The 14,699-nt window shown below is 67.1% G+C and carries 12 protein-coding genes; 6 read left to right on the forward strand and 6 right to left on the reverse strand.

The window, feature by feature from the left end; genetic code table 11:
- The first annotated feature begins 1,204 nt into the window (after positions 1-1,204).
- The 5 genes from urtA to GGD89_RS16795 all read left to right on the forward strand — a co-directional run bounded on the left by urtA (position 1,205) and on the right by GGD89_RS16795 (position 6,892).
- Complete coding sequence (gene urtA, locus GGD89_RS16775) at positions 1,205-2,479, forward strand: urea ABC transporter substrate-binding protein (protein WP_184047668.1); 1,275 nt, start codon at positions 1,205-1,207, stop codon at positions 2,477-2,479.
- A 105-nt stretch (positions 2,480-2,584) separates the two neighbouring features.
- Complete coding sequence (gene urtB, locus GGD89_RS16780; protein ID WP_184047671.1) at positions 2,585-4,216, forward strand: urea ABC transporter permease subunit UrtB; 1,632 nt, start codon at positions 2,585-2,587, stop codon at positions 4,214-4,216.
- Between the two features lies 1 nt (position 4,217).
- Positions 4,218-5,339, forward strand: a complete 1,122-nt coding sequence (gene urtC, locus GGD89_RS16785) for an urea ABC transporter permease subunit UrtC (RefSeq protein WP_184047674.1) — start codon at positions 4,218-4,220, stop codon at positions 5,337-5,339.
- 3 nt (positions 5,340-5,342) lie between these two features.
- Complete coding sequence (urtD, locus tag GGD89_RS16790) at positions 5,343-6,107, forward strand: urea ABC transporter ATP-binding protein UrtD (RefSeq protein WP_184047677.1); 765 nt, start codon at positions 5,343-5,345, stop codon at positions 6,105-6,107.
- A 5-nt stretch (positions 6,108-6,112) separates the two neighbouring features.
- Positions 6,113-6,892, forward strand: coding sequence for an ABC transporter ATP-binding protein (locus GGD89_RS16795; protein ID WP_184047681.1), 780 nt, complete (start codon positions 6,113-6,115; stop codon positions 6,890-6,892).
- 56 nt (positions 6,893-6,948) lie between these two features.
- On the opposite strand, the gene GGD89_RS16800 is transcribed toward GGD89_RS16795, so the two are convergent.
- The 6 genes from GGD89_RS16800 to GGD89_RS16825 all read right to left on the reverse strand — a co-directional run bounded on the left by GGD89_RS16800 (position 6,949) and on the right by GGD89_RS16825 (position 13,517).
- A complete protein-coding gene (locus GGD89_RS16800; protein WP_221238529.1) occupies positions 6,949-7,914 on the reverse strand; it encodes an N-carbamoyl-D-amino-acid hydrolase in 966 nt (321 codons plus the stop codon).
- Positions 7,911-9,161: a M20 family metallo-hydrolase gene (locus tag GGD89_RS16805; RefSeq protein ID WP_184047684.1), complete on the reverse strand. Its 1,251-nt coding sequence runs from the start codon at positions 9,159-9,161 to the stop codon at positions 7,911-7,913. Before GGD89_RS16805 ends, GGD89_RS16800 begins: the two co-directional genes overlap by 4 nt.
- A complete protein-coding gene (locus tag GGD89_RS16810; protein WP_425503051.1) occupies positions 9,158-10,411 on the reverse strand; it encodes a diaminopropionate ammonia-lyase in 1,254 nt (417 codons plus the stop codon). The genes GGD89_RS16805 and GGD89_RS16810 overlap by 4 nt, the downstream gene beginning before the upstream one ends.
- Before the next feature lie 77 nt (positions 10,412-10,488).
- Complete coding sequence (locus GGD89_RS16815) at positions 10,489-11,553, reverse strand: TRAP transporter substrate-binding protein (RefSeq protein WP_184047690.1); 1,065 nt, start codon at positions 11,551-11,553, stop codon at positions 10,489-10,491.
- A 99-nt stretch (positions 11,554-11,652) separates the two neighbouring features.
- A complete protein-coding gene (locus tag GGD89_RS16820) occupies positions 11,653-12,933 on the reverse strand; it encodes a TRAP transporter large permease (RefSeq protein ID WP_184047693.1) in 1,281 nt (426 codons plus the stop codon).
- An 11-nt stretch (positions 12,934-12,944) separates the two neighbouring features.
- Positions 12,945-13,517 carry a TRAP transporter small permease gene (locus GGD89_RS16825; protein ID WP_184047696.1) on the reverse strand — a complete coding sequence of 191 codons (573 nt, stop codon included), beginning with the start codon at positions 13,515-13,517 and terminating at the stop codon, positions 12,945-12,947.
- Between the two features lie 202 nt (positions 13,518-13,719).
- On the opposite strand from GGD89_RS16825, the gene GGD89_RS16830 reads away from it, so the two are divergent.
- Complete coding sequence (locus GGD89_RS16830; RefSeq protein ID WP_184047699.1) at positions 13,720-14,610, forward strand: MurR/RpiR family transcriptional regulator; 891 nt, start codon at positions 13,720-13,722, stop codon at positions 14,608-14,610.
- Positions 14,611-14,699: the final 89 nt, after the last annotated feature.

The following is a 14,699-nucleotide window of genomic DNA, read 5'->3' on the forward strand; positions in this document are numbered from 1 at the left end:
ACCAGGCCGGTGACGCGGGCCGTGGTCACGCCGACGGCGCGGGCCTCGGCGGTGGTGGTGACGAGGATGTCGAAGGTGTCGGATCGCCGGGCGAGACCCGGGCGTGCGTCGGGTTCCGCGTGCGGTCCTGCGTGGGATCGTGGGTCCATTCCGTGTACGGCCAACCCCTTGGAAACCCGCCCCAAAACCGCCTGTCCTTGCGACTTGACAAGCCGGGAGCGCGAGCACAGAATGGACCCATATCCAGGTGGGAGCATCCTATGCTTCTACGGAAACCCCGCGATTGCCGTCGCGGGGTTTCTGCTGTGTTTTCAAGGGATGTGCTTGCCGCCCTCCTGTTTGGGGGGCAGGCCGCGCCACTTTTCTCTTGTAGGGAGAGAGGAGCTCGTGTATCTCAACGAGGAGATACACGAGCTAAGAGTGTGGTTGCGGGGAGAGGATTTGAACCTCTGACCTTCAGGTTATGAGTTCTGCAAATATTTCTACGATGACTTATTCTCACATGCGGTAACATACGACAAAGCCCTGTTCCCGCCTTACATTCCGATTTTTTGCTTGCCGCTCACTTACGCCCTTTCTACCCTGAATTTGCTCTCTTCTGTTACCTATGCGTTGCCCGTCGGGACCATTAGGAGAGATACCTGAAGGTCGCACGTCGCGGGAGGTCGACCATGGCAAGGATCACGAAACGGGAGGTGGACAGCCTGACGCCGGGCCCTGGGACGTTATCCATTGGGATGATGCGCTGCGCGGCCTCGGCGCCAACGGCGAGATCCTGGGATCCCGGGCCAGTCCAAGGATCACCGCGCCGGTGCGGGCGTGATACGCCTGGATAACCACGGCCATAGCGTGCGTTTGGCGCGGTCCTCTCGTCAAGAGATGATCACCCGTCCCGGCATCGGCATCGGCATCGGCATCGGTTTGGGATGGCAGATCCGCCCGTTGCCCTGTCCAGATATCCCCAGTCAGCGCCGTGCACACTGTCGCGGCATCGGCCGTACCGAGCATAGGAATCGGTCATGTGAACAAAGATTATGCGAAATCCGATGGACATCTGGGTGCGGATCCGCGTCGCCTTGCCGCAGCATGCGGAGTACCCGACTGATTTCACTCCGTTCCCCCGGGCCCTCGGAGTTGGCATGCGGCCTGCGTGGCTCCATGGCGAAGGTATTGTGTTTTCATACCCAAGAGGGAACCGAAGCTCATGAATAAGGCACTTGCGGGGCTGGTCCTTGGCCTTGGTGTCGTCGCCACGACGCCTGCCGTGGCTCAGGACACGATCAAGGTTGGCATTCTGCATTCCCTCAGCGGAACCATGGCGATCTCCGAGACGACGCTCAAGGACGCCATGCTGATGCTGATCGAAGAGCAGAACAAAAATGGCGGCCTGCTTGGCATGCAGCTCGAGCCGGTCGTCGTCGATCCGGCCTCGGACTGGCCGCTGTTCGCGGAGAAAGCGCGCGAGTTGATCGAGGTCAATGGCGTCGCGGCCGTCTTCGGGTGCTGGACCTCGGTCAGTCGCAAGTCCGTTCTTCCTGTGTTCGAGGAACTGAACTCGCTCCTCTTCTACCCCGTCCAGTATGAGGGCGAGGAAAGCCAGCGCAACGTCTTCTACACGGGCGCCGCGCCCAACCAGCAGGCCATTCCTGCCGTCGACTATTTGATGGACCAGGGTGTTGAACGCTGGGTCCTGGCCGGAACCGACTACGTCTACCCACGCACAACCAACAAGATCCTTGAGCAATATCTTAAGGATAACGGTGTCGCTGAAGAAGACATCATGATCAACTACACGCCGTTCGGGCATTCGGACTGGCAGACGATCGTGGCCGACATTAAGGCGTTCGGCTCGGCCGGAAAGATGACCGCCGTGGTCTCCACCATCAACGGCGACGCCAACGTGCCGTTCTACAAGGAGCTGGCGAACCAGGGCATCGAGGCGACCGATATTCCCGTCGTGGCATTCTCCGTCGGGGAAGAGGAACTCGCCGGCATCGATACCGGCCCACTGGTCGGCCATCTGGCGGCCTGGAACTATTTCATGTCGGCCGACACCGACGCGAACTATGACTTCATCGATGCCTGGCACGCCTTTATCGGCGACGACACGCGCGTGACCAACGACCCGATGGAGGCGCACTACATCGGCTTCAACATGTGGGTCAAGGCGGTCGAGGCGGCCGGCACCACCGACCCGGATGCGGTCATCGATAGCATTATCGGCGTGTCCGTTCCCAACCTGACAGGCGGGTATTCGGCCATGATGCCGAACCATCATATCACCAAGCCGGTGCTGATCGGCGAGATCCAGGATGATGGACAGTTCGAGATCGTGGACTCCACCAACGGCCTGGTCGTCGGCGATGCCTGGTCCGACTACCTGCCGGAATCGGCACCGCTGATCTCCGATTGGCGCAAGCCGCTGTCCTGCGGGAACTTCAACACCGAAACCGGCCAGTGCGGGGGCACCGGCGGCTGATCGCAGCCGCGCTCCGACCGGCGTGCTGACGGGAGGGCCGGCCGCGGCCGGCCCTCCCCATGGCCGCGCCACCCGTGTCGACCCCGCGATGGATAGCCTCCGCTCATGACCCGTCTGCACCGTCTCATCATCCTCGCAGTTTTATGCCTCGGGATCACCTCGACCGCATCGACCGCCGCGGTCGCCGACGAGATCAGCCTTCGGGAGATCGCCGCCGGCTTCGTGGACGCCAACTTCTCCGGCGTGTCGGAGACGGCCCAGGCCCTGGCCGAGACCGGCGACCCGGCCGCGGCGGTCATTCTTCAGGCGCTGCGTGAGGGCCGGCTCCACTGGATGAAGAGCGACGAGGCCCTGCTGATCGCCGACCGCGACGGCAGGGAAATGCGCCTGTTCGATCTGTTCAGCGAAGAGCCAGCCGGCACGGCCCGTCGCCGCGACCTGTCCAAGGTCACGGTGAACAACGCCATCCGCAATCAGGTCGACGGGCTGATCGGCGGGCTGACCCTGCTGTCGCCCGATCCCGAAGCACGCCGGTCCGCCGTCACGGCGGTGTTCGAGCGGCGAGATCCCGCCTTTCTGGAAACCCTGGACCAAGCCATTGAGCAGGAAGAAGACGCGCGTTTGCGGGCGCTGATGGAGGAGGCCCGGGCGGCGATCCTGCTGGCCGACGATGGCGCCCCACTGGAGGCGCGCCTCGCCGCCGTGGCGACCATCGAGGCGCGGGGTGGGCAGGACGCGCTCTCCACCCTCGCGGCGGCCCTGTCCGAGGACGCGCCGCCGGCCCTGGTGGACGCCGCAGCCGAGGCACGGGCGGCCGTCGAGGCGCGGCTGAAGATGTGGGGGTACGCGCAGAACGTTTGGCAGGGGTTGTCGCTCGGCTCCGTGCTGCTGCTGGCGGCCATCGGGCTCGCCATCACCTTCGGGGTCATGGGCGTCATCAACATGGCGCATGGCGAACTCGTCATGCTGGGCGCCTACACGACGTTCTTCGTGCAGGAGATCATTCGCACCAGCGCGCCCGGCCTGTTCGAATGGTCGCTTCTGATCGCCCTGCCGCTGGCGTTCCTGGTCTCCGGGGGCGTGGGCGTGCTGATCGAACGCGGGGTGGTGCGCTGGCTGTACGGACGCCCGCTGGAAACCCTGCTCGCGACCTGGGGCATCAGCCTGATCCTGCAACAGACCGTGCGCACGATCTTCGGGCCGAACAATCGCGAAGTCGGCAATCCGGACTGGATGTCGGGGGCCATGCACCTGGGTGAGTTGACCATCACGTACAACCGCCTCTGGATCATTGTCTTCGCCCTGGCGGTATTCGCGCTCCTGCTGTTGGTCCTGCGCCACACGCCGATCGGCCTTCAGATGCGCGCCGTCACCCAGAACCGGGCCATGGCCGCTGACATGGGCGTGCGCACGGGCTGGGTCGACGCGATGACCTTCGGCCTGGGCGCCGGGGTCGCGGGGCTGGCGGGCGTGGCCCTCAGCCAGATCGACAATGTCTCGCCCAACCTGGGTCAAAGCTACATCGTGGACAGCTTCATGGTCGTGGTGTTCGGCGGCGCCGGGAACCTGTGGGGCGCGCTGGCCGGCGCCTTCACCCTGGGGATCGCCAACAAGTTCCTGGAACCGGTTGCCGGTGCGGTGCTCGCCAAGATTCTGGTCCTGGTCTTCATCATTCTGTTCATCCAGAAGCGTCCGCGTGGCCTGTTCGCCGTGCGCGGCCGGGCGGTGGAGGCCTGAGATGAGTCTGCGCGCGCTCGACCGCCGGTCCTGGGTCTTCCTGGGCCTGCTGTTTATTATCGTGGTGGCGGTGCCCCTGGCCAACCTGGCCACCGCGCCCGGCTCCTGGGCGCACCTGCCCAGTTTCGCGGTGTCGCTGTTCGGCAAGTACCTGTGTTATGCGCTGCTGGCGGTCGCGCTGGATTTGGTCTGGGGGTACTGCGGGATTCTGAGCCTGGGGCATGGCGCCTTCTTCGCGCTGGGCGGGTACGCCATGGGTATGCATCTCATGCGTGAGATCGGGCCGCGCGGCGTTTACGGAGACCCAGTGCTGCCCGACTTCATGGTGTTCCTGAACTGGGATCACCTGCCCTGGTTCTGGCACGGCTTCGACATGTTCTGGTTCGCGCTGGCCATGACCATGATCGTCCCGGGCGTGCTTGCCTTCGTCTTCGGCTGGCTGGCGTTTCGCTCCCGCGTGACCGGGGTTTATCTGTCCATCATCACGCAGGCCCTGACCTATGCCCTGATGCTGGCGTTCTTCCGCAACGAAATGGGCTTCGGCGGAAACAATGGCCTGACCGACTTCAAGGATGTGCTGGGCTTCGACCTACAGTCCGACGCCACGCGGGCCGGGCTGTTCGTGCTGTCGGGCCTGGCCCTGGCCCTTGGGTTCATTCTGTGCCGGGTCATCGTGACGTCCAAGGCGGGTAAGGTGCTGGTCGCCGTGCGCGACGCCGAGAGCCGAACCCGCTTCCTGGGCTACCGGGTGGAGAGCTACAAGCTGTTCGTGTTCACCGTTTCGGCCATGCTGGCCGGGCTGGCGGGCGCTCTCTACACGCCGCAGGTGGGCATCATCAATCCCAGCGAATTCTCGCCGGCCAATTCCATCGAGATCGTCATCATGGTGGCGTTGGGCGGGCGCGGCACGCTGGTCGGCGCGGCCCTTGGCGCCATCGTCGTGGGCGCGGCGAACACCCTGCTGACCGGCTGGTTCCCGGACTTCTGGCTGTTCGTCCTGGGCGGGCTGTTCGTGGCGGTGACCCTGTTCATGCCGCGCGGGATCCTTGGCGTTTTCGATCGCGGGGGACCGGTGCGGCCGGGCGCGCCGGCCGGTCTCGCGCTGCGACGGAAGGAGGCCTAGGTCATGTCACCCGGTCCGGCACCCCGCGCGACCTCCGCGCTGCTGTACCTCGACGGTGTTTCGAAGAGCTTCGACGGGTTCCGCGCCATCAACGGGCTGTCGTTTATTGTCGAGCCTGGCGAACTCCACGCGGTCATCGGCCCGAACGGCGCCGGCAAGACCACGATGATGGACATCGTCACCGGGAAGACCAAACCCGACGAGGGCACCGTGTTGTGGGACGGGCGGGTCGACCTGGCGCAGATCGACGAGGCCGGGAGCGCGCGCCTGGGAATCGGCCGGAAGTTCCAGAAGCCCACCGTGTTCGAGACCCACTCGGTCGAGGACAACCTGCTGCTGGCGCTGAACGCGGATCGCGGAGTCTTCGCGACACTGTTCGCCACCCTGTCGGCCGCGCAAGCCACCCGGATCGACGACCTGCTCGCCCTCGTCCGGCTGGAGGACCGTCGCCACACACTGGCCGGCGGGCTGTCGCACGGTCAGAAGCAGTGGCTCGAAATCGGCATGCTGCTGGCCCAGGACCCCAAGCTGCTGCTTGTCGATGAGCCGGCGGCCGGCATGACGGACGACGAGACGATGCGCACGGCCCAGTTGCTGCGGGACATCGCGGGGGACCACGCGGTGGTCGTTGTCGAGCACGATATGGCGTTCGTGCAGGCGCTGGATTGCTGCGTCACCGTGCTGCACCAGGGCACGGTGCTGGCAGACGGGTCGCTGGCCCATGTCAGTGCCGTGCCTGCGGTCATCGATGTGTATCTGGGGCGATAGCGGCCATGCTCTCTGTCCAAGACATTGACCTTTACTACGGCGCCGCGATCGCGCTCAAGACCGTCTCCATCGAGGCCCGGCCGGGCGCGGTGACCTGCATCCTGGGGCGCAACGGAGTCGGCAAGACCTCGCTGATGCGCGCCATCTGCGGGCGGCATCCAATCGCGGCGGGCGAGATCCGGCTGAACGGCGCGCCGATCCACGCCCTGCATCCGGAAAGCCGCGCCCGCAAGGGACTGGCCTCGGTGCCGCAGGGGCGCGAGATCTTTCCGCTCCTGACGGTCCGCGAGAACCTGGAGATCGGCTACGCGCCCTTGCCGCGCAAGGACCGGACCATCCCCGAGGAGATCTTCGAGATGTTCCCCGTCCTGCGCCAGATGCTGGGGCGGCGCGGCGGCGATCTGTCCGGCGGTCAGCAGCAGCAGTTGGCGATTGGGCGAGCCCTGGTGACCCGGCCGCGCCTGCTGCTGCTGGACGAACCGACCGAGGGGATCCAGCCGTCCATCATCAAGGACATTGGGCGCGCCATCGACCGCCTGCGCAGCAAGGGACCGGCCTCGGGCCCGACTTCCGAAGAGGCCGCGGAAATCAGGCACGCGGTTGCGACGGTGCGCGAACGCGGCGACATCGCCATCGTCCTTGTGGAGCAGTACTTCGATTTCGCCCGCGACCTGGCCGACACGTACTACGTCATGGATCGGGGTGAGATCGTGGCCCAGGGCACGGGCGCGGACCTGAAGGACCCCGCGCGCGAGGCCGAGGTGCGGCGCCACCTGACAGTCTGATGCCGGCCCGCCGCCGCCCGGTGGCCCGGCGGCGTACCCCCGCCCTCGGACAGCCGTCAGTCGGGGGGAACAGCACCGCGCTGGGCCGTGATCGGGCCGTATTCCGCGATCTGGCGATGCAGGTCGAACTTGAAGATGTGGTCCTTGATCTCGCGCGTCCGCTCCAGGTCGCAGGTGGCGGTGATGACCTCGTCCGCGACGGTCGAGGCCATGGCGACGATCTCCCCCGTGGGCGCAATGATGCAACTCTGCCCCAGCAGGTCGCAGCCTTCCTCGCGGCCGGCCTTGGCGGTGGCGACCACCCACATGCCGTTCTGATAGGCGCCCGCCTGCATGCACAAATGATTGTGGAAGCCTTGCAGGTGATCGTGTTCCGGAACGGGCGGATAGTGGATCGGCGTGTTGTAGCCGAGTAAGGCCATCTCCACCCCCTTCAGCCCCAGCACGCGGAACGTTTCCGGCCAGCGCCGGTCGTTGCACAGGGCCATGCCCATCACACCGCCGAAGGCCCGCCAGGCGCCGAAGCCCAGGTTGCCGGGTTCGAAGTAGCGCTTCTCCAGGTGCTGGAATGCCCGCCAGGGCTCATGCTCGACATGTCCCGGCAGGTGAATCTTGCGGTAGGTGCCGACCAACCGGCCCGACGGATCCACCAGGATCGCGGTGTTGAAGCGGTGCCGTGCGCCGTCCGGAGCGGTCACCAGTTCCGCATAGCCCAGGTAGAAGCCAACACCCAGGTCCGACGCCGCGTCGAACAGGGGGCGAGTCTCGGGGCCGGGCATCTCGGCCTCGAAAAAGGCATCAAGGTCGGCGGGGTCCTCGATGTACCAGCGCGGGAAGAACGTGGTCAGTGCCAGTTCCGGAAAGACCACCAGGGTCGCGCCGCGTCCAGCGGCCTCGCGCAGCAGGGCGACCAGCCGGGCGACCGTGGCCGCGCGGCTGTCGGTTCGGGCGATGGGTCCCAACTGTGCCGCAGCCACGGTCAGCGGGCGGCGCACGCCCGGGGTAGGAGCGGAAGCGATCATGGGCGGTCCTGTGCGACGGGCATGGCGAGGTCGACCAGCAGGTCGAGCAGAACCGCCGCCCCGGCCTGAAGGTGGACGTCGTCCGTGTGTTCGGTGACGTTGTGGCTGATGCCCCCGGCGGAGGGCACGAAGATCATCCCGGTCGGGCAGACCCGGGCCATCATCTGGGCGTCGTGGCCAGCACCCGACGGCATCCGGCGTACGGACAGGCCGCGGGCCCGTGCCGCCGCCTCCACACGATCCACCATGGCGGGATCGAAGGCCACCGGCTCGAACCGCGCCAGGGAGCGGCGGGTGACCGAGCAACTCTCGGCGGCAGCCAGCCGGTCGATTTCGGCGAAGGCAGCCCGCTCGGTCTCCTGAAGCAGGCCCTCATCGGTGTTGCGCAGATCAAGGGTGAACCGTGCCCTGCCGGGGACCACGTTGATGAGGTTGGGAGTCAGGGCCAGCGATCCGACCGTGGCGACCTGATCGCCGCCCATGCGGCGGGCGAGATCGCGCATAAAGGCCGCCGTCGCCGTAGCGACGTAGCCGGCGTCGCGGCGCAGGCGCATGGGTGTGGTGCCGGCGTGGTTGGAGGTGCCTTCGACCGTCACCTCGGTCCACGAGATCCCCTGCACGCCCTCGACCGCGCCGATGGCAATGGCCTGTTCTTCCAGCACCGGCCCCTGTTCGATATGCAACTCCACAAAGGCATGGACGGCGGGGGCCGCCACTGGCGCCGGCCCAGCATAGCCGGTGGCGGCAAGGGCGTCGCCGACGGTCTGACCGTCCATTCCCTCGGTCGCCAGCGCCTCGGCCAGCGCCAGCCCCCCCACGTAGACGAGGCTGCCCATCATGTCCGGCGCAAAGCGGGCGCCCTCCTCGTTGGTGAACACGCCCACGGCCAGCGGCCGCCGGGTGGTCACGCCGGCGTCATTGAGCGCGGCGACCACCTCCAGCCCGGCGAGGACGCCCAAGGTGCCGTCGTAAAGGCCGCCGGTGCGCACGGTGTCGATATGCGAGCCGGTCATCACGGGCGGACCGTCCTCCAGTCCCGACCGCACGCCGATGATGTTGCCGATGGCGTCGATGGAAACATGCAGGCCAAGCTCGCGCATCCAGCCCGCCACCAGGTCGCGCCCCGCCTTGTCCTCGGGCGTCAAGGCGAGGCGGCACACGCCGCCGCCCTCCAAGGCACCCACCCGCCCCAGGGCGTCCAGGCGGGCGCGCAGGCGGGACCAGTTCAAACGGACCCCGGCCGTCATGACGCTGTCCCCTCGATGGTTTTCGCAGGACGGCCAACCAACTCGGCATAGAGCGCAGGGTCGGTCGCGCCCTCGGTGGAGAACACCAGCACGCGGCTGTCCGCGTCCAGGCCAAGGGCGGCCTTCAGGGCCGGGTCGGCCATCGCCAGCAGACAGCCGGCCAGTCCGGCGGTCGCGCTCTCGCCCGCCACCAGCGGTGGGTCGTGCCGGCCGGAGGCGAGCAGCCGCATGACCTCGACCGCGGCCGCGTCCGGCACGGTCAGACCATCGTGAAGGCCGGCGTCCAGCATCTCCCAGGCCAGGAGCGAGACCTCGCCGCAGGCCAGCCCGGCCATCAGGGTGTCGAGATCGCCATGCACCGCCACCGGATGGCCGGCGCGCAGACTCTCGACGATGCAGGCGGCCCGGTCCGGCTCCACCGCGACCACGCGCGGGCGGTCGACGCCCCAGGCTTCCCACGTCTGGGCCACCACCGCGGCGGCCAGTCCGCCGACGCCACCCTGGATGAACACGTGCGTCGGCGGGGCGTCGATCTGATGAACCGCCTCGTCCACCATGACCGTGTAACCCTGCATGACGTCGCGGGGGATCTCCATGTAGCCGGGGTACGAGGTGTCGGAGACCACCACCCAGCCATTGGCGGCGGCGTCCTCGGCTGCCTTGCGCACCGAGTCGTCGTAGGTGCCAGGGACGCGCCGGACCTCGGCCCCATAGTGGGCGATGGCGTCGCACCGGGCCTGGCTGACGGTTGCGTGAACGTAGATCACACAGCGGCAGCCGTAGCGGCCCGCGCCCCAGGCGACTGAGCGTCCATGGTTGCCATCGGTGGCGCAGCAGACGGTCAGGCCGGCCACCTGCGCCCGCCAGCGGCCGGCGATCAGGTCAGCGGCCGTCACGGGTGCGGTGACACCTTTCTCGGCCAGATGCCGGCGCATCATCTGCAGCACGGCATAGGCGCCGCCCAGGGCCTTGAAGCTGCCCAGGCCGAAGCGGGATGCTTCGTCCTTGACGAACACCGCCCCCAGGCCGGCGGCGCCGGCCAACCCGTCCAGGCGGCGCAGCGGGGTCTCCGCGTATCCAGGCCAAGACTCGATTTCCGCGCGGGCGGCGGCCAACCCCTCCGGGCTCAGCACGGTGTATTCGCGGGGGCCCATGGGACGTCCCCGGGCAACGCGGGGGTTGGCGACATGCTCGACGGCATGCGTGGCCAGAAGGGGAGGCAAGTCTACGGACACGAGGGGAGCTTTCACTTGGAAATACCGAACAGTCGTACAACACGAACCGGAACGGCCACCATCACAGGCGGCCGCCCCGGCGCGTCGGGACATCAGTCCGCCAGGCCGAGTTCGGTCCTCGCGGTTTCGATTTCGGCCAGCATGGCCTCCAGCATGGCAACGCCGGCCTCGCCGTACTGCTCCTCGATCAGGGCACGCACGGCTGGTTGGGCGGCGGCGGCGAACTTGGCCTGCTCCTCGGGCGAAACGGCGTTGACCTCCATGTTCGAGGCCAGCTTGGGCAGGCCACGCTCCGACGCCTCGATCACGCGCGACACGCCACGTCCGGCTTCGACCGAAACCTCCGCGGCCCAGTCGACGATGTCCTGGTGACGCTCGCTCAGGTCCGCGTAGAACGCGCCGTTCATCAGCCAGAGATAGGGCGTGATGACGTGATTGGTGATCGACAGGTACTGCTGTACCTCGTCGAAGTTGGCGAAGGCGATGACCGGGATCGGGTTCATCTGACCGTCGGCGACCCCGGTCTGGAGAGCGGTGTAGACCTCGGCCCACGGCAGCGGAGTGGGCTGGGCGCCCAGCGAATCCACCATGGCCTGGTGGGTCGGCAGGGTCATGGTGCGGATGCGCAGCCCGTCCATGTCGGCGACGGTCTCGATCGGCCGCTTGGAGTTGGTGAAGGCGAAGAAGCCGCCGCTGTCCAGCAGGCCGAGCACCTTGGTGCCGGTGGCCTCCTCCAGGTCGGCGGCGAAGGTCTGGCCGAACTCGCTGGACAGGTCCATGACGCGGTTCGACACGGCGATGTTCGGGAAGGCGAAGGGAATGTCGAAGACACCGACCAGCGGGTAGTGCTGCGCGACACCGCCGGCGGAGGAGATGGTGGCCTGGACGATCCCGTCACGCACCTGCTGAATGACCTCGTTGTCCTTGCCAAGCTGGCCGTTGGGATAGACCTCGACGGCGATCTCGCCGCCCGAGGCGGTCTCGACCAGCGACTTGAAGGTGGCCGCCATGGCGCCGGAGTGGCTCTCGAACGGATCGGCGGGGTTCAGGTGAGCCAGCCGGATGGTGACGTCGGCGGCCCAGGCCGGGCCGACGGCGGCGACGGCGGCCAGCAGGCTGGCGGCGGTCAGGGTCTTGAGGGAGACGGAGCGTGTCATGGTCATCGGAACTCCTTGGTCCAGGCAGAGGGGATGAGTCCGGGTGCGCGGCGGGACGGGGCACGCGTGGGACACGGGGCACCCACGCTCGCGGGGCTCCTACAGTCCGAACAGGTGTGGCACGAACAGGGTCAGGTCGGGCCAGAAGGCCACCAGAAGCAGGACAGCGACCTCGGCCAGCAGGAATGGCCAGAGGGATCGGGTGATGTTCTCGATCGATTCGCGCGTGACCGATGCCAGCACGAACAGGCAGGCGCCCACGGGCGGGGTCATCAGCGAGATGTTGAGGGCAAGGATGATCATGATGCCCGCATGGACGGGGTCCATGCCGATCTGAAGCGTCAGCGGCGCCAGAACGGGGGCCAGGATGATGAGCGTCGCGTTGATGTCCATGAACATGCCGATCACCAGCAGCAGCACCAGGATCATGGCGATGATGGCCTGCGGGTTGTCGGAGACGGACAGGAACGCCTCGGCGATGGTCTGCGGGATCTGGTTGAAGGTCATCCACCAGCCCAGGATCGACGCGGCGGCGATGATGAGGAAGATCACTCCGGTGATCCGCACCGTGCGCAGCATCATCTCGTAGAGGTCGGTCCAGTTCAGGGCGCGATAAATGACGCCCCCCACGAACAGCGCGTAGGCCACGGCGATGGAGGCGGCCTCGGTCGGCGTGGCGATGCCGCCCAGGATCGATCCGAGAATGAAAACCGGCAGGACCAGCGCCAGCAGGCTGCCCCGGAAGGCCTTGAGGATCAGCCACAGGGATGGCCGCGTGTCGCCCTTCGGCAGGTTCAGGCGCCGGCCCAGGGCGGCGATCACCGACATGCAGATCAGGCAGATCAGCAACCCCGGCAGGATCCCGGCGGCGAACAGGCCGGCGATCGACACCCCCATGAGCGATCCGTAGATGACGGCCAGGGTCGAGGGTGGGATGGTCGGGCCGATGATCGACCCGGCGGCCGTGACCGCGCAGGCGAAGGGGCGAGAGTAGCCCTGCTTGACCATCGCCGGCACCAGGGTGTTGCCGAAGGCCGCCGCGTCGGCGGTCGCGGCCCCGGTGATGCCCGCGAACATGACCGAGGCGACCATGTTGGAATGCGCCATGCCGCCGCGCATCCATCCGACCAGCACGTCGGCGAAGCGCACCAGACTGAGCGTGATGCCGCTGCGGTTCATGATCTCGCCGGCGAAGATGAAGAACGGCATCGCCAGGAAGGGGAACAGGTCCAGGCCGGCGAACATGCGGTCCGGCACCATCTGCAGGAAGTGGCCGCCGCCCATGTCGACGATCCCGACCAGACCCGCCACGCCCAGCACGAACCCGACCGGCATGCCCAGGATCAGCAACCCGAAGAAGACAATCGCGACGACCAGCATGGCCGGGCTCCCTAAAGATTGGCTCGGCCGGCGGCGGCCACGCCGTCATCCGCGAACCAGTCGTGAACCGCCACCAGGATAAGCTGGACGCAGGCCAGAAACGCCGCGAGCGGCACGCCCATGAACGGCCATGCCTTCGGGATTTCGTTGATCATCGTGTAGCGGGAGAAGCCGCGCTCCACCATGCCGATGCCATAGACCAGGATCACCGCGAAAAAGGCGAAGGCGATCAGGTCGAACGAAACCGCCAGCACCTTGCGCATCCCCTTGGGGAACCGGGAGAACACCACCATGACGCCGATGTGTTCGCGATGCGAGATGCCGCACGAGACCGCCAGAAGCGCCATCCAGATCATCAGATAGCGCGCCAGTTCCTCGGTGAAGGTCAGGTTCCAGGGCAGCACGTAGCGCACCAGCACGCCCAGCCAGACATCCAGGATCAGCAGGGCGAACAGCGCAACGCAGACCCGCTCCACCCAGCGGTTCAGTCGGCGGCTTGCCTTGAGCGCCAACTCCCCCAGCGGGTGCCGTGGCGGTGGTGTGCCCAGTTCGGGCGCATCCGAGGCGTCGATGGCCGGCGGCATGGGCGCGTGCATCCTGTGCTCGAGAACGGGCTGACACGAAAAACAGCGCGGGTCGGCAACCGGGCCCTGGTCGTGCGTGGCTCGTCCCGGCAGACAGGTGGATGTTGAAACTATCGAAACAAGATGTCAATATGTTTGAAACTGTAGTTTCGGAACGCGAGCGGAACAGCTGGCGCCAGAACCAACCAGCGAGGGTCCAGCCATGACCAAGACGAGCCATCCAGCCGAGGGACCGACGCCAAAGCCCGACGCACGAGGACCGTCGATCGAGAGCCGGATCCACGATCACTACGACTCGTTGCCCGACTCGGAACGCAAGCTGGCTGACGTCATCCTGGAGCGCGCCGCGGACCTGAGCGCCTTCAAGGCCAGCGAACTGTCGGCCTTGGCGGGGGTGTCGAAGGCGGCGGCGACCCGCCTGTTCCAGCGCCTCGGCTTCGACGGGTTCGACGAAGCGCGTCTGGCCGCGCGGGCGCGCCGCGACTGGGGCTCGCCGCTGTACATGGGGGCGTCGGGGAGCGGCGCCGCGCTGAGCGGACCGGCAACCCTGCTGGAGGACGAGATCGACCTGCTGAGGCGGTCCGTACGGCGGCTCTCGCCGGCCATGATCGACGACGTGGCCGCCGCAATGGTAGGCGCGCGGCGCATCTGGCTGATGGGGTATCGGAACAGCCGCTTCCTGGCCGACTACCTGCGCTGGCAACTGATCCAGTTTCGCGGCGACGTTACCGTTCTGCCGGGCACTGGCGAGACCGCCGGCGAATACCTCGCGGACCTGACGGAGCGGGACATCCTGGTGGTGGTCGCCTTACGCCGGCGAGTGCACGGCCTGCTGGAGGTGATGGAGGCGGCACGCGCGGTCGGCACGCCGATCATCCTGGTCACCGACCCGACGGCACGGCGCTTGCCGGCGCTGGCCGACTGGACCCTGACCGTGGAGACGCAAGGCCACTTCGCCTTCGATTCCTGCGGCCCCGCGCTGGCGCTCTGCCGGTTCCTGGCGGTGACCGCGCTCGGCAAGGCCGGGCGGCGGGGACGCGCCCACATGGAACGGGTCGAACGGCGGCATGAAACCCTGGATGTCTTCAATTGAGCGTACCTGGGCCGCTTCACCACCCAAGACCCATGGCGCGGGGCTCGAACCATGCGTATCGTGGCGGGCGACCAAAGCGTGAGACCCGG

Origin of the sequence: Roseospira visakhapatnamensis, from assembly GCF_014197915.1 — a bacterium.
GTDB classification, from domain to species: domain Bacteria; phylum Pseudomonadota; class Alphaproteobacteria; order Rhodospirillales; family Rhodospirillaceae; genus Rhodospira; species Rhodospira visakhapatnamensis.

Excerpts from the sequence above, each read along its gene's own strand:
- GGD89_RS16825 (WP_184047696.1), bottom strand. The coding sequence starts at position 13,517 with ATGCCGCCGGCCATCGACGCCTCGGATGCGCCCGAACTGGGCACACCA.
- urtA (WP_184047668.1), top strand. The coding sequence starts at position 1,205 with ATGAATAAGGCACTTGCGGGGCTGGTCCTTGGCCTTGGTGTCGTCGCC.
- urtD (WP_184047677.1), top strand. The coding sequence starts at position 5,343 with ATGTCACCCGGTCCGGCACCCCGCGCGACCTCCGCGCTGCTGTACCTC.
- GGD89_RS16805 (WP_184047684.1), bottom strand. The coding sequence starts at position 9,161 with ATGACGGCCGGGGTCCGTTTGAACTGGTCCCGCCTGCGCGCCCGCCTG.
- GGD89_RS16830 (WP_184047699.1), top strand. The coding sequence starts at position 13,720 with ATGACCAAGACGAGCCATCCAGCCGAGGGACCGACGCCAAAGCCCGAC.
- urtB (WP_184047671.1), top strand. The coding sequence starts at position 2,585 with ATGACCCGTCTGCACCGTCTCATCATCCTCGCAGTTTTATGCCTCGGG.
- GGD89_RS16815 (WP_184047690.1), bottom strand. The coding sequence starts at position 11,553 with ATGACACGCTCCGTCTCCCTCAAGACCCTGACCGCCGCCAGCCTGCTG.
- GGD89_RS16820 (WP_184047693.1), bottom strand. The coding sequence starts at position 12,933 with ATGCTGGTCGTCGCGATTGTCTTCTTCGGGTTGCTGATCCTGGGCATG.
- urtC (WP_184047674.1), top strand. The coding sequence starts at position 4,218 with ATGAGTCTGCGCGCGCTCGACCGCCGGTCCTGGGTCTTCCTGGGCCTG.
- GGD89_RS16800 (WP_221238529.1), bottom strand. The coding sequence starts at position 7,914 with ATGATCGCTTCCGCTCCTACCCCGGGCGTGCGCCGCCCGCTGACCGTG.
- GGD89_RS16795 (WP_184047681.1), top strand. The coding sequence starts at position 6,113 with ATGCTCTCTGTCCAAGACATTGACCTTTACTACGGCGCCGCGATCGCG.